At 36.6% G+C, this 21336-nt stretch carries 18 protein-coding genes; 5 read left to right on the forward strand and 13 right to left on the reverse strand.

The annotated features are described in order from the left end of the window. The first annotated feature begins 26 nt into the window (after window positions 1-26). Window positions 27-1238, forward strand: a complete 1212-nt coding sequence (locus tag DDY94_RS10705) for a DegT/DnrJ/EryC1/StrS family aminotransferase (RefSeq protein WP_111684109.1) — start codon at window positions 27-29, stop codon at window positions 1236-1238. 75 nt (window positions 1239-1313) lie between these two features. After that, window positions 1314-2852: a family 16 glycosylhydrolase gene (locus DDY94_RS10710; RefSeq protein ID WP_111684110.1), complete on the forward strand. Its 1539-nt coding sequence runs from the start codon at window positions 1314-1316 to the stop codon at window positions 2850-2852. Here DDY94_RS10710 and ribB read toward each other — a convergent pair. The 8 genes from ribB to pheT all read right to left on the reverse strand — a co-directional run bounded on the left by ribB (window position 2849) and on the right by pheT (window position 13407). Beyond that, the gene (gene ribB / locus DDY94_RS10715; protein WP_111684111.1) at window positions 2849-3997 is read right to left on the reverse strand and encodes a 3,4-dihydroxy-2-butanone-4-phosphate synthase; all 1149 of its coding nucleotides are present in this window, start codon (window positions 3995-3997) and stop codon (window positions 2849-2851) included. The genes DDY94_RS10710 and ribB overlap by 4 nt on opposite strands. A 31-nt stretch (window positions 3998-4028) precedes the next feature. Further along, window positions 4029-6011 carry an LptF/LptG family permease gene (locus tag DDY94_RS10720; RefSeq protein WP_111684112.1) on the reverse strand — a complete coding sequence of 661 codons (1983 nt, stop codon included), beginning with the start codon at window positions 6009-6011 and terminating at the stop codon, window positions 4029-4031. A gap of 18 nt (window positions 6012-6029) precedes the next feature. Beyond that, on the reverse strand, window positions 6030-6632 hold the full coding sequence (locus DDY94_RS10725; protein WP_232817866.1) for a LolA family protein: 603 nt from the start codon (window positions 6630-6632) through the stop codon (window positions 6030-6032). 109 nt (window positions 6633-6741) lie between these two features. Next, the gene (locus tag DDY94_RS10730; RefSeq protein ID WP_111684297.1) at window positions 6742-9165 is read right to left on the reverse strand and encodes a DNA translocase FtsK; all 2424 of its coding nucleotides are present in this window, start codon (window positions 9163-9165) and stop codon (window positions 6742-6744) included. A gap of 26 nt (window positions 9166-9191) precedes the next feature. After that, entirely contained in the window at window positions 9192-9965 is a 774-nt protein-coding gene (locus tag DDY94_RS10735; protein WP_111684113.1) for a M15 family metallopeptidase, read from the reverse strand. Between the two features lie 68 nt (window positions 9966-10033). After that, a complete protein-coding gene (locus DDY94_RS10740; protein WP_111684114.1) occupies window positions 10034-10402 on the reverse strand; it encodes a diacylglycerol kinase in 369 nt (122 codons plus the stop codon). 6 nt (window positions 10403-10408) lie between these two features. Then, window positions 10409-10909, reverse strand: a complete 501-nt coding sequence (gene tpx / locus DDY94_RS10745) for a thiol peroxidase (protein ID WP_111684115.1) — start codon at window positions 10907-10909, stop codon at window positions 10409-10411. Between the two features lie 71 nt (window positions 10910-10980). Then, the gene (gene pheT, locus DDY94_RS10750) at window positions 10981-13407 is read right to left on the reverse strand and encodes a phenylalanine--tRNA ligase subunit beta (protein ID WP_111684116.1); all 2427 of its coding nucleotides are present in this window, start codon (window positions 13405-13407) and stop codon (window positions 10981-10983) included. A gap of 117 nt (window positions 13408-13524) precedes the next feature. On the opposite strand from pheT, the gene DDY94_RS10755 reads away from it, so the two are divergent. Beyond that, window positions 13525-14754, forward strand: coding sequence for a peroxiredoxin family protein (locus tag DDY94_RS10755; protein WP_111684117.1), 1230 nt, complete (start codon window positions 13525-13527; stop codon window positions 14752-14754). A 10-nt stretch (window positions 14755-14764) separates the two neighbouring features. Here the strand turns inward: DDY94_RS10755 and DDY94_RS10760 are convergent, their stop codons facing one another. From DDY94_RS10760 to DDY94_RS10770, 3 genes are read right to left on the reverse strand one after another with little or no spacing between them, the layout of a single operon-like run. Then, window positions 14765-15313 (reverse strand): hypothetical protein, encoded by a 549-nt coding sequence (locus DDY94_RS10760; RefSeq protein WP_111684118.1) that lies wholly within the window; start codon window positions 15311-15313, stop codon window positions 14765-14767. Beyond that, a complete protein-coding gene (locus tag DDY94_RS10765) occupies window positions 15303-15797 on the reverse strand; it encodes an RNA polymerase sigma factor (protein ID WP_111684119.1) in 495 nt (164 codons plus the stop codon). The genes DDY94_RS10760 and DDY94_RS10765 overlap by 11 nt, the downstream gene beginning before the upstream one ends. Next, window positions 15797-16645, reverse strand: coding sequence for an alpha/beta fold hydrolase (locus tag DDY94_RS10770; RefSeq protein WP_111684120.1), 849 nt, complete (start codon window positions 16643-16645; stop codon window positions 15797-15799). The genes DDY94_RS10765 and DDY94_RS10770 overlap by 1 nt, the downstream gene beginning before the upstream one ends. Window positions 16646-16832: 187 nt before the next feature. Between DDY94_RS10770 and DDY94_RS10775 the strand changes: the two genes are divergently transcribed. Further along, on the forward strand, window positions 16833-17591 hold the full coding sequence (locus tag DDY94_RS10775) for a DUF481 domain-containing protein (RefSeq protein WP_111684121.1): 759 nt from the start codon (window positions 16833-16835) through the stop codon (window positions 17589-17591). A gap of 127 nt (window positions 17592-17718) precedes the next feature. Here DDY94_RS10775 and DDY94_RS10780 read toward each other — a convergent pair whose 3' ends face one another. Both DDY94_RS10780 and DDY94_RS10785 read right to left on the reverse strand, forming a co-directional pair. Continuing rightward, window positions 17719-18504, reverse strand: coding sequence for a DUF4272 domain-containing protein (locus tag DDY94_RS10780; protein ID WP_157957296.1), 786 nt, complete (start codon window positions 18502-18504; stop codon window positions 17719-17721). A gap of 140 nt (window positions 18505-18644) precedes the next feature. Further along, on the reverse strand, window positions 18645-20039 hold the full coding sequence (locus tag DDY94_RS10785; protein WP_111684123.1) for a short-chain fatty acid transporter: 1395 nt from the start codon (window positions 20037-20039) through the stop codon (window positions 18645-18647). A 174-nt stretch (window positions 20040-20213) separates the two neighbouring features. Here DDY94_RS10785 and DDY94_RS10790 point away from each other — a divergent pair, with 174 nt between their 5' ends. Continuing rightward, complete coding sequence (locus tag DDY94_RS10790) at window positions 20214-21302, forward strand: DUF2911 domain-containing protein (RefSeq protein ID WP_111684124.1); 1089 nt, start codon at window positions 20214-20216, stop codon at window positions 21300-21302. Window positions 21303-21336: the final 34 nt, after the last annotated feature.

The following is a 21336-nucleotide window of genomic DNA, read 5'->3' on the forward strand; positions in this document are numbered from 1 at the left end:
TTAAGAACCTAAAACGACTCATATTTATGCCAGGATTTGAATTATTTGGTGATTCAGAACGAAAAGAAGTAAACGATGTTTTAGATAATGGCGTGTTAATGCGCTATGGTTTTGATGGCATGCGCAAAGGCCATTGGAAAGCAAAAGAACTAGAGTCAGAACTCTGTAAAACATTCAATTCTGAATATGTTCAGTTGGTGTCGAGTGGCACAGCCGCAGTGACTGTTGCACTGGCATCGGCGGGCGTTGGTGCAGGAGATGAGGTCATTATGCCCACATTCACTTTTGTTGCTAGTTTTGAAGCCATAATGATGCTTGGCGCCATACCAGTTTTAGTAGATATTGATGATACCTTAACATTAGATCCTAAGGCGGTTGAAGCGGCGATTACGTCTAAAACTAAGGCTATTATGGTTGTGCAGATGTGCGGTAGTATGGGTGACATGGACGCATTGAGAGCAGTATGTGATAGTCATGATCTTATTTTTATTGAGGATGCTTGTCAGGCGATAGGTGGAACCTACAAAGGTCAACCTTTAGGTAGTATTGCAGATATTGGTTGTTTCTCGTTCGATTTTGTAAAAACGATCACCTGTGGTGAAGGTGGAGCAGTGGTGACCAATAATAAGGATTACTATTTGAACGCTGATCATTATTCAGACCATGGGCACGACCATGTTGGTAACGATCGTGGTGCAGAAACACATCCATTCTTAGGATATAACTTTAGAATTTCGGAATTAAATGCTGCTGTTGGTTTGGCACAAGTGCGACGACTGCCTGAGTTTATTCAAATTCAAAAGAAAAACTACACAATTATTAGAGAAGCATTATCTCAGATTCCTGAAGTTGAATTCAGAAGAGTTCCGGAAGGTGGAGAAGAGAGCTATGCATTTCTGAATTTTTTCTTACCTAATCTTGGAATAGCAAGAAAAGTTTCTGAAGCATTTAAGGCAAACGGAATAGATGCTTGCTTTCATTATTACGATAACAATTGGCATTACATAAGAAAATGGGATCATTTAAAAGATCTTAAGTCCTTATTCCCAATTTCATCAGAAGTTAGAGAAGGTTTAAAGTATCTTAAAACCAAAACCTACTCACAGTCTGATGCCTATATCGCTCGAAATCTTTCTTGTCTAATTAAACTATCATGGAGTGAAGATGAGGTTAGAGATCGGGCAAATGCAATGGCAAACATAGTTAGCGAGGCTTGTAGCGTAATTTCCCAAGACTAGCTGTACAGTTATTGTATAGGTCTCTTTTTAGTTTTTGTTTTGAAGTATTTATAATTTTAGTTCAAAATAAGAGCTATGAAGAAAATCTACGCGTTACTATTGTTTTTCTCTTTTTCATTTTGTGTGTTACATTCGCAACAATTGCCAATTGATTTTTCAGAGAGTTCGCATAATTTTAATGTTTGGGGAGGAAGTACTTTTACCATAGTACCCTCACCAATTGATGCTAGTAATCCTACCGGAGAATTCTTTCGGTCTAGTTCAGCTTCAGAGCAAGGACATTATATAGATTTGGCACAACCCATTGATTTAGATACTGAAGATGAAATTACAATGCGATTTTATGCTTTCGATCCAAATGCGCATAATGTTGTTGTAAAATTAGAAAATGGCACCAATCCAGATATTGAGATGAATGTTGCTGTATCTCCTAATCAAAATAATTGGTCTGACCTTACTTTTGATTTTTCAACAGTAGGAGGAAGCGGAGCTTATAGTCGTCTTACTATTAGAATTGACGATGGAAGTTTAATTCCTGGTGCCTTTAGAATTGATGATATAAATGATGGATCTACTCCGGGTGATCCACATGAGTTAGATGTTATCTATACGGATCTGGTTTGGTCTGATGAGTTTGATAGTACCACACCAGAAGCTGTGGATAATACGAAATGGTATCATCAAACATTTGGGCCTAATAGCGGACAATGGTTTAATGGTGAAGAACAGCATTACACAGATCGATTAGATAACTCATTCGTTGAAAATGGCTTTTTAAATATTGTTGCAAAGAGTGAAGTGTTTTCCCAAGATGGTGTAACATTGAATTATACTTCTGCACGACTGAATTCAAAATTTGCCTTTACCTATGGTAGAGTAGATGTAAGAGCAAAATTACCTGCAGGAGATGGTACTTGGCCTGCAATTTGGACTCTCGGTAAAAACATTAATGAAACAGGTGCCTACTGGCAAACACAAGGATTTGGTACAACGACCTGGCCCGCCTGTGGTGAATTAGATATCATGGAGCACGGTTTAGGTGCCACTAATCAGGTGAGTAGTGCCATTCACACTCCTTCAAGTTTTGGGAATACGGTTAATTATCAGGCATTTATGTTAAGTGATGTGGCCAATGATTTTCATGTTTATTCTATGAATTGGTCACCGAATCAGATTACTTTCTTAATTGATGATGTAGGATTTTACACGTATAACCCAGCGGTTAAGGATGCCAATACTTGGCCTTTCGATTTAGAACAGTATTTATTGTTGAATGTGGCCATGGGAGGAATTTCAGGTGGAATTGACCCAACTTTTACTGAAAGTGCAATGGTAATCGATTATGTTAGGGTGTATCAAAATACTGGATTAAGTATTGATGAGGTTTTCAAAAATAAATTCAGAATTTATCCGAACCCAAGTTCAAATATTATTCATATTAAAACTGAAGAGCTTATTGACCGAGTGGAGGTTTACAATACTATCGGACAACGCATTAGCCAAAGCTTTGGTAACACAAAAGCAATAGATGTGAGTAGTTTTACTTCAGGTGTTTATATTTTGAAGATCTATTCAGGAGATCGATCTCTGAGTGAAAGAATTTTGGTCGATTAATAGTTAATGTAATCAACAATTTCTAAACCGTAACCGATCATTCCAACACGTTTGGTCTGAAGACTATTTGAAAGTAGTTTTAGCTTACTAATTTTTAAGTCGTGTAATATCTGAGCACCAATTCCGAAGTCTTTACTATCCATAGGAATTCTTGGAGCTTTAACAAGCTTACCATCAACCTGATTTTCTTTCAAAATTGACAATCTCGACAATAAATTCATGGATTGTGCCTGCTGATTTATAAAGATAATAGCACCTTTTCCTTCAGAACTGATAGCATTGAACATGTCATCAAGTTTCTGATCTGCATTGTTGGTAAGCGTACCGAGAATATCATTGTTCACCAAAGTAGCATTAACTCGTGTGAGAATAGGTTCATCTGAAGACCAATTTCCTTTCGTCAAGGCAATATGTACCTGTTGATTTGTAGTTTGTAAATAGGCTCTGAGTCTAAATTTCCCGAAGCGCGTTTCAATATCGAAGTCTTCCTTCTTTTCAATCAATGAATCATATTCCATTCGATAGGCAACAAGGTCTTCAATAGATACAATTTTTAGATTGAATTTCTTTGCCACTTCCATCAGCTGCGGTAAGCGTGCCATTGTGCCGTCTTCGTTCATTATTTCAACGATAACTCCAGCAGGCTCAAATCCTGCTAAACGTGCGAAATCAATTGCAGCTTCTGTATGACCAGTTCGTCTCAATACACCACCTTCTTTAGCAATTAATGGAAAAATGTGACCTGGTCTTGCAAGTTCAAAAGCTTTCGTTTCTTTATGAACTAATGCTCTTACGGTTTTAGCTCTATCGCTAGCCGAAATACCTGTACTGACGCCGTTTCCTCTTAAATCAACAGAAACCGTGAAGGCCGTTTCCATAGGATCCGTATTATTCCTCACCATCATGTTTAGATCTAGTTCCTCACAGCGGTGTTCGGTAAGTGGTGCACAAATCAATCCTCTACCATGGGTTGCCATAAAATTGATCATCTCTGGAGTTACTTTCTCAGCGGCTGCTAAAAAGTCGCCTTCATTTTCTCGATTTTCATCATCAACAACAATAATTACTTTGCCCTGACGAATGTCTTCGATGGCTTCTTCAATAGTATTAAGTTTGGTCTGTGTATTCATAGATTCAACAGTCATCACAACGGATTTATACTAAGCAAAGATACGCTTATTTTATATTCTGAATACAACTTTGGTAGAAGTCGTGCGCAATCTTATTTCTGAGGATGATGTATTTTAAAGGATAGAGTGGTAGTGAAAGAATTAATAAAATAGGATTAATACGCTTATCCTTTTGACCAATGGACTTGTAAAAATTTGAATAGACATAGGCATCGACAACGACATAGATCGCAAAAAATATAAAAGCTATAATACTTAGATTAATCGAAGCATCAGCAAGACTTGGTAATTTATTATTCTTGAAAATAAAATGAAGTCCGATTAAAGCACCACCAACGATAAAGCTCACTAAACTCGTCTTTGAATAATCCTTATAGTCCTTTAAAAGACGTTTACCTTTAATAAGCCTTGGATCTACGTCTAATCCCTCGTCCTCGAGGCTTTCTAGCGAAATATTTCGATTTAGTAAGTTATGTAAGGCAATTTCTTTTGGTTTTTTGTCGAGGTCGAATTCACCTTGTTGCTTAATTACATTCACCAATTCTTCAACTGAATATCTCTTGTAATAGTTATAGGATTTAGTTTCACTTTCTGAAAGTTCTAATTTATTCTTAGGTGTAAATGCTCGTTTTAATGGTACGAGTATGGCATCAAACTGAAAGACGCCTTTATCATTGGTTGCTCTTGTTGTTAAATAAATACTTAAGGGTAGCATAACAGCGGTTGATAGCCAAGCACCTACTACTGGGCTGAAACTTCCTTTCTCAGCACTATTTTTTGCGAAAATCCCGAAGAAATGATAAGTTAAAAACAATACTATTGCAATTACCATAGGTAATCCAATGCCGCCTTTACGAATCAGTGCACCAAGAGGCGCGCCAACAAAAAATAGAATAACACAAGCAAAGGCAAGAACAAATTTATCGTGTAAAGAGATGATATGCTTATTTAACCAAATCTCTTTTGCTTCAAAATTTTTCTTGTTTGAATCTAATATTTGAATGGTACTACTTGCTGAATTAATCGCTAGGTTGACGATTTGAACTTTATTATTTGCTCGGAACAGATCTAAAATATCACCCTTGTATATAGAATCGGTTTTAGTGGTATCAATATTTACGTTCAATGCACCGTAGGTTGTTCTGCTATAAAGCGTTGTGGATAAGGACTTTTGATCCTTTGTACGAGCCGTTTGAAGCGAATCGATGGTTTGGTTTAACTGACTAATGTTAAACATGTTATGGCGATTCGTATAATTGCGTTCATCGAAGTCTTCAGAATTCAGAATTTCAAGATCGATATTTATATTATAGGTATCAAAATAACTACGCGCATGCGGCTTGTTTTCATTTTTTCGAGCATCTCTATTTACAATTTCCTCGTAATAATTACCATTGATGAGCTTAAGTTGAAGAATATTTGAATCGGTTGTGCTAACCAATTCACCCTTTTCAGACACAATGACTTTATAATTACCAGGTCTTGTAGAGCTCTTTTGATGCATTACTACACCTTCAAGATATTGGCCTCTATCTCCTGACTTCTTATCAACCTTGATGTTAATATTTCCGATTTCATTGAATTGACCTTCAGCGATAGCTAGGGCTGGTTTTACCTTTGCAATGTTTCTTCGAAGGTTATAAAAGTTGTATTCTCCCCAAGGAATGACATTATTGGCGAAGAAGAAACAAGCAATTCCGAGGGCAACAATAAAAACACTAAGACTTCTCATAGCGCGTTGCAAGGAAATACCGGTAGATTTCATTGCCGCAAACTCATAGTTTTCTGCAAAGTTTCCGAAGACCATAATTGACGATAATAAAATGGTCAATGGAACGACTAATGGAATTAACTTCGGAATGTAGTAAAGGATAAATTTAGCAGTTACTGAAATATCCAAGTCCTTGCCGGCAAGTTCAGAAATATAGAGCCATACCCCTTGCAGAACAAAGATGAACATGAATATGATAAAGACGCTGAAAAACGTTCTCAGAAATGTGATAAGTATGTACCTATCAAGTATTTTCACATGTTAGCGTTTAAAACCTTAATCGATTCTGTTGATAAAGTAATCTTCGTATTTACTTTCGTCAAATGTAAATAAGGTTTTTGAGATAGGCTGATCGGTTTGAAAAGAATTAACAGTTAATGTTGTTTTCGTTCCGTTTTTTCCAACTTCAATAAGATTATAGATATGTTTAGTCGTGGCATCGATACCTAATAAAACATGTTTTATTTCAGAATTGGTATCCATCGGATTTAACTTAACATATTGTATTTTCCTCCCTTTTACGTTTTGAATAATATCCATTTTAAAGGTGTAGCCTTCTTCATAAAAAGACAACATTTTACTAGGCGTTATTGTACCTTCTTCATCAGAGTTGTCTGAAGATATAGTCACTTCTTCGTCCTCCGGACTAATAGTATACAAGGTATCTCCGTCAAAAATACGCGTTACGCCTAATACATTTAGCTTGTATTTTTCACCTTCAATAACAACATCACCTCTGGTCTCCTGATTTATATTCTCACTTACATTATTAAGCTCGTACTTAAAGTCTAAGCTAATATTTTTATATGCTTTAATCTTAGCACTTACTTCATTTAGTAAGGATTTAGCTTTAGCGTCGTTCTGCGCAAATCCTGTCATTCCTATAGCTAAGAACAACAGAACGAATACCCCTTTACTCACAAGTTGGTTTTTGGACTTATTGAGTATTTCAATCTTCGATTTCATTTTGTCTATGTATGTTGTATTGTTATGATTTTTCATTTTCTAATAATTGATCTAGTGCTACTAAATCTGGCACTAAAACTTGTCGAGCTTTACTACCTTCAAAAGGTCCCACAATACCGGCAGCTTCTAATTGATCGATCAACCTACCGGCTCTGTTGTAGCCTAATTTCAGTTTTCGTTGTAGTAAGGAGGCAGAACCTTGCTGAGCTGTTACTATGATCTCTGCTGCTTCTCTAAACAACTTATCTCTGTCTGCAATATCTATATCAAGATTTGTGCCACCTTCTTCGCCGACATATTCTGGCAGTAAATGGGCATCTGGATAGGCTTTTTGACTACCGATAAACTCTGTGATTTTTTCAACTTCAGGTGTGTCAACAAAGGCACATTGTAGCCTTATAAGATCGTTACCCTGAGTGTAAAGCATATCACCACGACCAATGAGCTGGTCTGCTCCAGATCCATCTAAAATAGTTCGAGAGTCAATTTTACTGGTAACTCTAAATGCAATTCGAGCTGGGAAATTCGCCTTTATTATACCTGTGATAACGTTCACAGAAGGACGCTGTGTTGCAATGATAAGATGAATACCAATAGCCCTCGCGAGTTGAGCTAAACGTGCAATTGGAGTTTCTACTTCTTTACCTGCTGTCATTATTAGATCGGCAAATTCGTCTACCACCAAAACAATGTAGGGTAAAAACTTATGACCATCATTCGGGTTGAGTTTTCGTGCTTTGAATTTTGCATTATATTCAGCAATATTTCTACAAAATGCATTTTTAAGCATATCGTAGCGATTGTCCATTTCAATACATAATGAATTCAATGTGTTTATAACCTTGGTATTGTCGGTAATTATTGCATCTTCACTATCAGGAAGCTTCGCTAGGTAATGACGTTCAATTTTGTTAAATAATGTCAGTTCAACCTTCTTAGGATCGACCAAAACAAACTTTACTTCAGCAGGATGCTTCTTGTATAGTAGTGAAGTCAATACTGCATTTAAACCAACGGATTTACCCTGACCCGTAGCACCTGCCATTAATAGGTGAGGCATTTTTGCTAGATCAACTACGAAGGTCTCATTACTAATGGTTTTACCAAAAGCAATTGGTAATTGCATTTTTGATTGCTGAAATTTTTGAGAGGCAATCACAGAACGCATAGAAACGATAGTCGATTTCTTATTAGGAACTTCGATACCGATGGTACCTTTGCCAGGAATAGGAGCGATGATCCTAATACCTAAGGCAGAAAGTGACAAGGCAATATCGTCTTCAAGATTTTTAATTTTTGAAATTCGTATACCAGCATCCGGAACGATCTCATATAGTGTTACCGTCGGACCAATCGTTGCCTTGATACTTGTTATTCCAATTTTGTAATTGCTTAAGGTTTCAACAATTCGATTTTTATTTTCTTCAAGTTCTTCCTGATCTATAGAAATTCCTTCGTTATCATATTTTTTCAACAAGTCGAGATGCGGAAACTGATAATTACTTAATTCTAAGGTAGGATCAAATTGCCCGAAATCTTCAACTAATTTATCCGCAAGGTTGTCCTTTTCAGATTTCTCTTCGGCAACAGTTTCAACTTCGACTTTTAGTTCTGGTGTGTCAATAGTTTTTTCTGCAGGCTTAGAATCTACCTTTATATCAATATTTGGTGTCTTATCTTTAGGTTTAGAATGATTACTAATTGTAGGCTCTGGCTGATCGAGTTCAATTTCAAAAGCTGATTTGATGGCTTCTGCTTCCTCAGTTAAGCTATTATCAACGGCCACGGTTCGCGTTTCAATTTCAGAATCTGTGGCTAAATCTTCCTTTAAATCCTTTTTCGCCCTGCTAAACAATTTAACGAAAGTATCGCCTGATACTTTGAATCTGATGGCTAGATAGGCGATAAGACCGAAAAGCAATAGTAAAACGGTTCCTATTTTACCAATATAGTCTTGAAAGAAGTGATTCATTTCAAATCCTATTGTTCCGCCAAGTATATCGTATTTGTGGGTAAAAAATCCGAAGAAAATAGACAGCCAAATGACGATAAGTGTTCCCCAAATCCAATGCTTTCTAAGTTTTGTCTTTTTTAGATTTAAGGTAACATAGACCCCTGAAAGAAAGATCAGTCCAGAAAATATGAAGGATGACACGCCAAATCCTTTACTAATGAATAGTTCACTTACCCATGCTCCAAGTTGGCTTGCCCAGTTTTTATATGAATCAGAACGCTCAGGAAATGTGCTTAATGCACTTTGGTCTTCTTTACCTGTGAAGATGAATGACAAAAATGAAATGAATAATAAAACACCAAGAATGATCAGCAAACTTCCGAAGATAAGTTTCTGCTGACTAGATAATTTAAACGAAGGCTTTTTAAATTTTGTCTTTGGTTTCGCCTTAGCTTTTGTGGTTGTTTTCTTTTTAGTTGTTCTTTTTGCCATATATGTCTTCCATAACATCTGGAAGTTTAATTATAGTTTATAGCTTTCTTTGAAATCCCATTTACATAATCTTCAATTATTTGAAGTTGTGAAGCCATTTCTGAGCCATTAAATCCGGTTAAATCCTTATAGCTAATATTTGCATTGTAATATGCCAAATATTTGCTTGCCAAAGGTAAATACGACCAGTGCCATTTTTCGAGTTGATATCCCGATCTGCCTCTTGATTTATCAGTATATACTTGATAAAATCCGAAGGTATTGGCGTGGCTTTGTAGCCAGTTGTATTCCTTAAGACCTTTTCCGCTGTTAAAATACAAATTATTTAAACTATTCAAATCAATTTCTGTTCCCCAATGATGGCGTGATGAACCTGGCATTGAGCTATATTCTAAGATATTTAGAGTACGGGTTATAGAATCTAGGTCTTTATATTTCTCCCATTTACGCTCCCAAATCGCTTTCTGTTCGTAAAAATTTCGCGTTCCAGAAATAATTTTGAGGTTAACATTGTCCTTTTCAGCTGCTTCTACCATGTTTAGAAAAGCCCCATATACCTCTTTTTGAAGGTATATAGTTTTATTTGAATATTCTCGTCTAACTTTTGAAAAGGTCGAATCGTTTCGGTAGTTAATTCGTCCTAAAACCTTGTCCTTATTTAAATTTAGTGTGTCTTTAGGTTTTGAAACAATGGTATCCTTTATTTGTGGTGTCATCTGACCCAGAGGTATTTGTTCCGTTTCAGATTTACAGCTAAATAAAATACTAGCAAAAAAAAGAAAATGTACTAATTGTTTCATTTTGAAAATGCTAAGGTTAGCATCATTAAAGACCGCACTTTGTAAACGCTTACAACTAGTTTTTGGTATTAAAAAATTTTGGGAATGTAAATTATAAGCCCAATAATACTAGCAACTACAGCGGCAATAAAAACTGCTCCGGCCGAAATGTCTTTGATAAGACCAATTTTAGGATGATGATCCGGATGAATAAAATCCGCTATATATTCGATTGCCGTATTAACACCTTCAACGCTCATTACCAATCCGATCATTGCAATTTGAATGATCCATTCGATGGTGGAAATTTCAAAATAGAATCCAGCTATCGTCACAATTATGGCTATAAAAACCTGAAGTTTTATACTCGATTCGGTTTTAATGAGAATGAGCATTCCCTTAAAAGCGTATCCAACACTTTTCAGCCTATTAATAATGAACGGTTCTTTTTGTTGCATAAGAATTTATGCTAAACTCGCGATGGCAGCCTCATAATTAGGTTCGTCAGCAATTTCAGCGACTTGCTCAGTATGTAAAACTGTTCCGTCTGTATCAATTACTACGATGCATCTAGATAATAAGGTTTCAAAAGCGCCTGTGGTAAAGGTCAATCCGTAATCATTTCCGAAATTTCCGGATTTATAATCTGAAAGATTCTCTACATTTTCAATGCCTTCAGCACCACAAAAACGTGCCAGTGCAAATGGTAGATCTTTAGAAATGCACAATACTTTGGTGTTGTCTAATTGACTTGCTTTTTCGTTAAAAGTCCTTACAGATTGCGCACATGTACCTGTATCCACACTTGGAAAAATATTTAAAACTAATCTTGTGTCTGAATAATCAGCAAGGGTTTTGTCTGTTAGATCTGTTCCTGTTAATTTAAAGTCTGGTGCTTTACTACCAACTTCTGGTAAATTTCCTATAGTTTCTACTGGAGTACCTCCAAGTGTTACGTTTGCCATTTTTCTAATGTTTTAATTTTTGTTAAAAATAAAAAAAGGGTTTGTCAAAAGTGTAAATAAAATGATAATGTTTAGCGCAATTCTGCACCGAGCTTAGATTCAAAATTACCTTGAAGCTTCGACATTATTTTATCGATTTGCTTATCGGTCAGGGTTTTATTTTCATCCTGTAAGGTAAAGCTCACCGCATAACTCTTTTTGCCTTTAGGCAAATTCTTACCTTCATACACATCAAATAAATTGATGTTTTTAAGTAATTGCTTTTCGGTTTGCTTTGCAATGGTATGAATATCCTCGAAAGTCACTTGGTCATCTAATAATAAGGCAAAATCTCTTCTAACTTCTGGATATTTCGGGATTTCACTAAACTTAATTTTATTGTGCTTCGCCATTTCCAAAACATTATCCCAATTAAAATCTGCAAAAAGGACATTTTGAGAAATACCAAAATGTTTAAGTACAGATTTTTTAACCAACCCGAAGTTTACTAATGTTTTCTTACCAAGCGAAAGGCTAACACCTTCACTCAAAACGCTCGATTTAGTTGGTGCTGTTCGTAACCTATTTAAGCCTAAACGCTGTAAAATTGTTTCAACAATACCTTTTATATAGAAGAAATCACTCGGATTTGAAACGGAATTCCAACGCTCTTCTGTTTTATTTCCGGAAACAAAAAGAGATAAATGTTTATGTTCTTCGCGATGATCAGAGAATTGATGATAAGTTTTACCAAACTCGAATAATTTTAAATCATTACGCTTTCTATTGATATTGTGCGAAACCGCCTCCAGTCCCGAAAACAGCAATGATTGGCGCATCACTTCGAGGTCATTACTTAAAGGATTCAGCATAACCACATTGTGCTCTGGATTAAGATCGTCAGCCAACTCAATATATTTTGGAGATGTTAAGGAGTTTGCCATAATCTCAAAAAAGCCCTGTGACGCGAGCTGATTGCCAATAACATTCTGAAGTTTATAATCCTCAAAACGATTAGAATTTGAAATTGAAGCATTTAATTTCTCAGTGGTGCCAATATTGTTGTACCCGTAAACTCGGAGTATTTCTTCAATAATATCGGCTTCGCGCTGAACGTCATTTCTGTAAGCAGGAACGGTAAGACCTAAACCTGTTTCGGTAACGTTATTCACTTTAATTTCAAGTGAGGTTAAAATGCTTTTAATGGTTTCTCTTGGAATTTCTTCACCTATGAGCTTCTTTGCATTATCAAAGCTTAGTCGAACTTGAAAGTCTTCAATTTTATTTGGATAGGCATCAGAAATATCACTTGTAATCTCACCACCAGCAATTTCAACAATTAATAAAGCCGCACGCTTTAAAGCATATTCTGTGATATTTGGATCGATTCCGCGTTCAAACCTAAAAGAGGCATCGGTATTTAAGCCATGACGCTTCGCTGTTTTGCGGATGCTCACCGGATTGAAATAAGCACTTTCTAAGAATATGTTAGTCGTTTGTTCTGTTACACCTGAATCTATTCCACCGAAAACACCAGCAATACACATTGGTTTTTCGCCATCACAAATCATAAGATCATCTTCGTGTAATTCTCTTACGGTTTCATCGAGGGTTGTGAATTTCGTTCCAGCTTTACAGGTTTTAACCTCTACTTTATTTCCAGCAATTTTGTTCGCATCGAAAGCGTGTAATGGTTGGCCCAACTCATGTAAAACATAATTTGTAATATCTACTATATTATTAATAGGTGAGAGACCAATGGCCTTTAGTCGGTGTTGCAACCAACTTGGAGACGATTCTACTTTTACACCAGAAATAGTAACACCACAGTAGCGAGGACATTTATCTTTATCCTTTACTTCAACGTCAATCTTAAGTGACCTTGCGTCTACGTGATAGGCCATTACCGATGGTGTGATAAGCTCTAAGGCAACTTCTTTTTGTAGGAGTCCGGCTTTAAGATCACGCGCCACTCCAAAATGGCTCATAGCATCTGCACGGTTTGGTGTAAGACCTATCTCAAACACCTGATCATTTTCGATTTCAAAAATATCAGCAGCCGGCGTACCGACTTTGAGATCCTTATCCAATACCATGATGCCATCGTGCGATTCGCCAAGGCCAAGTTCGTCTTCGGCACAGATCATACCATGACTTTCTTCACCACGGATTTTACCTTTTTTGATTTTCCAAGCTTCTCCTTCAGGTGTGTAAAGTGTAGTTCCGATAGTTGCTACCGGTACTTTTTGTCCCTTGGCAACGTTTGGTGCACCGCATACAATTTGAACAGGTTCATCTTCTCCAATATTAACAGTAGTGACCTTTAAGCGGTCAGCATTAGGATGTTGTTCACAGGTTAAAACCTCGCCAACAATAACGCCTTTTAGTCCACCTTTAACGGATTCGTACTGTTCAATTCCTTCTATTTCTAAGCCAAGGTCTGTGAGTAGTTCTCCGGTTTTCTCAGCGTCCCAATCTATCTTTATAAACTGTTTTAACCAGTTGTATGAAATTTTCATGCGGTTCAATTAATCAAGCCACAAAGATAAAAATACTTGCCGCTAAATGAAATGTAGCTTTGCTTTTTTATGTAAGGGAAATGTTGTTATTTCGAACTATCTATAAAAAAAATCAGGATGAAGTATTTTGCAATTGGATTTTTAGCACTGGTCATGCTTTCATGTAAAAATGAAACTAAAGATCAAAAAGGAATAAATAATGAACTTAAAGTAGGCACTTACAGGGCGACACTCGAAGTTCAGGATAATAAGGAATTGCCGTTTATTTTTGAGGTAGTATCGCCAACCTCGCTCAAAATTTATAATGCAGAAGAAGTTATTGAAGTGGATGAAATTGAATACCGCAACGATTCGATATTTATTACCACACCAGTTTTTGAAGGCTATATAGCTGCAACTTTTGAAGGTGATAATCTGAGCGGTAGTTTTATTAAAGAAAGTTTGGATCGCATTGTGCCATTTAAAGCTGAGTTTAATAATCCTAATAGATTTTCAACTTCCGTAAAACCATTATTAAGTGTTAGCGGCGTTTGGGAAACCATATTTAGTGAAGGCGTTGAAGGCGATGAATATATTGCAAAAGGGATTTTTGAGCAGAAAGGACAAACGGTAACAGGGACGTTTAGAACTACCACTGGAGATTACCGCTATCTTGAAGGCGTTGTTGATGGTAACACTATGAAACTTTCTACATTCGATGGCGCACATGCATTTTTATTTACTGCTAAAGTGAGCGACTCAACGATGGAAGGCACCTTTTATTCTGGTAACCACTGGAAAGAGCCTTTTGTAGCCAAACGTAATGCTGATTACGAATTACCAAGTCCGAACGAGCTTACGTTCTTGAAAGAGGGTTATGAGAGCATTGACTTCGAGTTTCCTAATACTTCAGATGAAATGATCAGTCTGAAAGATGAACAATTCAAAGATAAGGTGGTAATCGTTCAGGTCATGGGAACCTGGTGCCCAAACTGTTTGGATGAAAGTAAATACTACGCTGATTTTTATCAAAAGAATAAGGATAAAGACATTGAATTTATAGCATTGGCCTTTGAATATGTAAAGGATAAAGAAACGGCCTTCAGTCGTATAGAACGACTTAAAACTAAGATTGGGATTGAGTATCCGATCCTATTAGCACAATTCGGTACTTCGAGTAAAACAAAAGCACAGGAAAAACTTCCTATGCTTAATCATGTATTGTCTTATCCGACTTCGATATTTATTGATAAATCAGGTAAAGTGCGTAAAATTCACACCGGATTTAACGGTCCGGCTACAGGTGAAAAATACACTGAGTTTAAAGCCGAATTTGAAGGTTTCGTCACTCAACTATTAGCAGAGTAAGATTGATCCATCATGGTTGTTTCAAGAGTTTAAGAAAGCGAGACTCTTTAATGATACTATGAATGATTATGATGATAATAAAGGCTAAAGAAACGAACCCTGAAATCAAAATATAGGTGTAGAATCCTTCTGAAAACTCAACCTTAAAATAGGGAAGGAGTAGAAAAAACCCAATGAGATAAGCTACAACACATACCGGCGTTATGAGGTAGTTGATAAGCAATCGCAACTTGTAGTATTTTTTTAGGTACGATTTATAACTATTGTGATCTAATGCGACTAGACGGTTTTGTTTTTGATAAATTGATCGGATCTCGAGGAAGACTCTAAAGCCTAAACTAGTAATCATTAACAATAGACCCAAGGTGAAATTATTCCAACGATTTGGAGATATATAGAGTGTGTAAGCTACCAATATTACAACCGTAACACTCATTATGATGATGGCTGCTATTTGTCGCCTTCTCTGATTTTTTGCTTTTGAAATAAGACGATTAGGGTCCATAGGATCTAATTCGTTTTGATTATTCCAAAGTGTATTTAAGATATCATTTTCCATTTTTAATACATTTTAAAAGGGCTTTTCTAATTCGACTTAAACGTGTCCTCAGTGTGCCATGTGCTAATCCAACAGTCTCAGCAATTGCAGATTGAGGAATGTCTTCGAGTTCTAATAGAATCAGGGCTTTGTTTTGTTCTGTTAATTGATCTATACAGTGATACATCTTTCTGATGTTTTGCTCCGTTGACGTTGAGTTTTGCTCACTATACTCATGATCTTCAAGAATAGATTCATTAATCGGAATATTTCGCTTGGCTCTTCGCAGATCGCTTAAACATATATTTACTGCAATCCTGTAGATCCATGTTTCTACAGCAGAATTACCTTTGAATGATTGTCTGTGATTCCAAACTTTAATAAAGGTCTCCTGGAGCCATTCTTTTGCTAATTCACTATCACCAGAGGCATAGCCAAGGCATAACCTGTATACCTTGGGTGAATGCATATTGTATATAGTACTGAATTCCGATTCTATATTCATCAGTGTTTAGCCAAAATTGTTTTTATCTCGTTATTGAACCATTCAGGCTGGTCTAACATAATAAAATGCGCAGCATCTTCGGCCAAAATAAGGTCATAATTATTCAAATTTGCATATTGATCACCATAAGTTTTGGTCACCATATCTTTGCCGTACGGTTGTGTCGCAGCAATAATAGTGGTTGGTGTTAATATATTCCTAAGATCTTTGCGCAAGTCCAATTTAAGATAATCCGTATATCCATAGACATAGGTCTTTCGGTCGGCTTCTAGAATCCAGTTTTTAATGTCTTCACGCGCTGAAGAATCAAGGCACATGCCTTGAGACATGGCTGTGGCCATCTGAGCGAATTGGGCGTCATCCATAGCTAATTGTTGATTATTATATGGACTGTCGTAAGCCAATTGGTCTGGATCGAAATTTGGTATCATCAAGGCACCTGCCGCTGGTAATGCATCCACTAAAATAATATTGCCAACCATAGAATTTTCTCTACTCGCCAACCAAGTAGCAATTGTTCCACCTAAGCTATGACCTATGATGGTAACATTTTCAAGGTTTTGCTTTGCGATATAGTTTTGTAAAGATTCATTTACCTTAGGTAACCAAGGAAATTCAATAGGAGACTTCCCACCAAAACCTGCTAAGGTAACAACATGACATTCGTAATTTTTTTCTAGTTCTTCAACCAGTGGATTCCAAATTTCTCCTGGGACTGTAAATCCTGGAATTAAAATAATAGGATCACCTTGTCCCGTTACTGTAACATGAATAGGTGAGGTTTCGGGTTCATCGGTTGTGCTAAGAGAAAGAAATGTACTTAGTATTAAAACGATTAATTTTTTCATGATTTTAAATTTTGATTTCCCTTTAGATGCAGAAATTTTAAAATGTTACATCCGTTCTTATAATTTTGCTTTCCCAAGTGAAATCATGAAAACGTTATCGTAACTTTTTATAGTGATTGTGGAGTAATTTTAAGCATTTAAATATCTTCGCATATCATTAGGAAGTTTAATTTCTAGTCGCTTTAAGATGAAAAAGATATTATGGATATTGATACTGGTTCCAATATTATTGAACGCGCAGATCAATGAAAGTGACTCCTTAAAAGTAAAGGCCGATCTTTCATTAACTGGTTTTTGGCAGGGTGGAAATGTAGAAACCTTAATTTTTAGGGCAAAATCTGGAATTACCTATCAACCCTGGAAAAAATGGGTGGTTAAAACTCAAAACTCTTATGTATACCAGGAGTTTGGTAAGGAGAAGGCGGATGCTGATTTTTTGAGTCTTAACTTTTTATATTTCAATCCTGAGAAAAAAATCTATCCACAAATCTTGGGTTTTTTAAGCACAAATTTTAGACGTGAAATTAGTTCGCGATCTTTGATAGGGGCCGGCTTTACATGGCAAGCGTATAAGAAAGATAAGAATTGGCTGAAGTTCTCATTAACCAGTGAATACGAACAAACCAATTTTGACAATACCGATTTTAATGTAGACGCCTACGATAGTAGCGATGAGATCAATACCTTTCGCGGTACGATTTGGGTCAATGGTAAATATTATCTCTTTAAGGAGAAGGTAATAATTACACATGAAAGCTATATCCAGCCTTCATTAGAAGAAAGCGATAATTACCGCTGGCAAGCCGATTTCGGACTTGAATTACCGATTTGGAAGTTTCTTAATTTCAAGATCAATTATTTACGCACTTTTGAGAGCATTGTTATTGAAGGTCAAAAGCGCGAAGACCAATTTTTGACTTTTGGATTTACCCTAAAGAGTTATTGATGCTAACCCTCTAAGAAGCTCAAATCTAAATAGTTGTTGTTCTCATCTTCAGGGTCTACGTAGAATTCAGTCTCATTTGAAATCCATCAAAATAAAGTTTAGTCAATTGAGGTTATCAACCTCTAGTTTATGTACTTAAGTCAGTATCTTCCCATTTGGTGCCATCCGATAGCATCCAAGTTAAAGAATGTCTCCGTTCGTGAATAACACCACCATTTCCCATTGGGTCAAATCCTGCGGGAACGGTCTCTCTTCCAAATTGTGCACTTCGAACGGCATTGTGCAAACAATAGAATAAATCTTCCTTTTGTTTCAACGTGTCTTCCGATAAGGTATCTTTGCCATTTACCCAATCTTCGATCTTGCCATCCATCGGACAAGTAAAGTCTACCAAAATCTCTTGCATTTGCTCACCTGTCATCATTTGACCCATCATATCAGGTTCTTTGTATCCAAAATACCAAGCCAATGGCCATGCATTTTCAAATTTCCAACCAATGGCATTTCTGGCCTCTTCGTCGTCTCTTGCTGTATTGAATATCTCTTGTTCACTAGGCTCCATAAAACGCTTTAGGTCGTTGTTCTCGACAAAGTTTAGTAGCTTTTCACTTTCTAGTTTGTCCTCAGGCATCATTAACCAAAGCACCATTGCCTTAATAGCGTTTAACCGTTGGGCGATTTCAACTGATGGTCTTAGCTTACGATCAAATTCAGTGGGTAAGGAATTGGTTGGTCTAAATCCTGCATCGAGACATAGTTTTACATTTTCGAGTCTAAGATCAGTCATCCATGGCACCTTCTTGAAAAGTTCTAAAACCTCTTCTTTTGTTTGTGGCTTCTGAGGTGTTTGTTGTGCTGCCTGTTGAGGTTTTTTAGGGTCTTTTGACCCAAATAATTTTTTGAAAAAGCTCATGTAATAATTGCGTTTTTGATTAATAGCTTGATTTTGAAGGTTTATGAAAATTCTTTCGAATCTTAGTTGTTGAAAGTTAATGATTTTGAATGAAATTTCTTCACTTATAATCATTACAATTGAATTTTAACAGTCAGTTTTCACATGGGTATATAAGTAACCATCAAAGCCTGTATTACAAACAAAACAATGAATGGAATAAACAAATAACCCACTACATCTCTCGCTTGTATTTTAATGCCTTTACCCATTACCGGAAAGACGATCAATAAGAAAAAGGGTTGTAATAAATTGCTTAAGCTTTCACCGTATGCCACAGACATAGAAGCTCGTGCAGTCATTGCAGTAACCTCACTCGACGGAAGGTTAGCACCTATATCCTGAACCATATTAATAATGCTTGGGCCAATCACAGCAAATTCACCGCCAGCAGATGGAATCGCAAAGTTGATCACACCGCCAGTGAGGTAGGAAATAAAAGCATAAGATTCAGGTGTGGCAATAGATACGAGTAAGTCGCTAATCTTTTCGCCCAAACCAGAGGCCATCATAATACCCATTATACCTGCATAAAATGGATATTGAAACAATATACCTGATATATTGCTACTGGCACGTTTCATGGCAATGCTGTAGCGCATAGGCGTTATGTGTAAAAGCATTCCAACGATCTGGAAAATGAAGATCATGATGTTAAAATTGAGATCAAATCCTTTGGTAGTAAAATGATAGATAATGTATATCAATCCTAAAAGTGCAACTGTTATCTGAAGCCAACCTGCGTTATTCAAAGCGTCAGATAATGCTTTAAATGGAAGCTTATAGGACATGGCTTCATCTTTTACTGAACCTTCTTCATCATCGAGTGAAGATTGTAGGTCTTTTAATTCTTTTCCGGCAAATGATTTCGGAATTAATGCCCAGATCAAAATGGGTGAGATCACTACAAATAAAATGATCATAGCCAAATTTAAGGTTGAACCAAGGCTATAACTTGTAGAAATGGTGTCATTCAATATCCCATTTTCAATTAAGAAGTTGTTTTCAGTATTCAGAAGTAAAGCGATAGAACTTGAAAGCCCACAAACCCATCCATTAAATGAAAAATAAACACAAGCAACTAAAAAAGGGTAGTGGATTCCTTTGATGCGCAGCGCTAGTTCCCGACCCAAAATAGCAGTAATGACGACCATTCCGAAACTTACCAAAGATAATAATGCACCCAAAGCAATAATGATCACATAAACCTGAACAGGTGTTTTTATCCATTTTGCAATATGATCAATACCTTTCTTTACAGGCGAGGATTGAGCAATACAATACGCTGTAATAATGATCAAAACGATCTGCATTCCGAAAGATAAAAGATTCCAAAAGCCATTGTACCATCCTTCAAGTATCACTATCGGCTGGCTGTCAGTAATTGTTATTGCTAAAATACCAGTGAACAGTGTTAACAGTAGTGCGAAGACATATGCACTGGGCATGTATTTAGTAAAACCGTCCGTAAATTTCTGACCGAGTTTTGTAATCATAGAAGCTTGGTTGGTATCACGAATATAAATGTTTTACTTCAATTCATAATCGCTAATACGTACTCTTAAGAATACGTTAATTAACAGTCGGTACTATTTCTTTAACAAGTCCCTAACAGCATTGCTTTTAAAATCCGTCTAATTTGGTGGTACTACTAATCAAAACTTATGAAAATGAGAGCAACAATTACGTCTCTAGTAATAGGCTTATTACTATGCGTTTCATTTACCGCAAACGCCCAGCTCAATACTCCACGTGGTAGCCAGATGGCTTCCGTTATGCAACGTGTAGGAACCACAGACATTACCATTACTTATTCTAGACCAAGTGTTAATGGTCGCGAAATTTGGGGAAAACTTGTACCATATGGTTTAAATAATCTTGGCTTCGGAACGTCTGAAGCTGCACCTTGGCGTGCTGGTGCTAACGAGAATACCACTATTACATTTACTCATGATGCAAAGGTAGAAGGTAAAGCTATTGCAGCAGGAACTTATGGTTTGCATATCAATGTGAAAGATGCTGAAAATGCGACTATCATACTTTCCACAGACAAAGATGCCTGGGGCAGTTATTTCTATGATCCAGCAAATGATGCTTTGAAAGCAGATGTAAAATTAAAAGACATTGACCATATTGAATTATTGACTTATGATTTTGAAGAAGTCGGTAAGAATTCAACAACCGCTTCCTTAAAGTGGGAGAAAAAAGCAATTCCTTTTAAAATTGAAGTGGATGTCACTTCCATAGTAATGGAAGACATCAGAGCTCAGTTCAAAGGCCAGAAAGGCTTTACGCGACAAAATTGGGAACAGGCCGCGAATTTCGCTTTAAATAATGGCGGTGATCTCGATGAAGCTTTAGAATGGATAAATGCTGCGCTAGAAGGTAATTTCTTCAGTGAGAAAACAGTAAATGGTTTAGCAACTAAAGCTCAGATACTTCAGAAGAAAGGCGATATGGAAGGCTTTGGAAGCGCCATGGATGAAGCTTCAACATTGGCAAATCCAGGGCAATTAAATCGTATGGGCAATTATATGGTAAGCATTAAGGACTATGACCGCGCTTTGAAATATTACAACATGAATTTAAAAAGTGATCCAGATAATGCCACATGGCATAACAGCATAGCAGGAGCTTATAAGGCTAAAGGTGATGATAAAAAAGCCATTAAGCATTATAAAAAGGCACTTGCTTCCAATCCTTCGGATAATGACAAAGCAACCTCAGAAAAGAACTTGAAAGAGTTGGGTGCTTTGTAAAGTATTCATCAGCAAAACACGTTTGGTTATGTTT

The sequence above is a fragment of the Winogradskyella tangerina genome, assembly GCF_003260205.1.
In the GTDB taxonomy this organism is placed as follows: domain Bacteria; phylum Bacteroidota; class Bacteroidia; order Flavobacteriales; family Flavobacteriaceae; genus Winogradskyella; species Winogradskyella tangerina.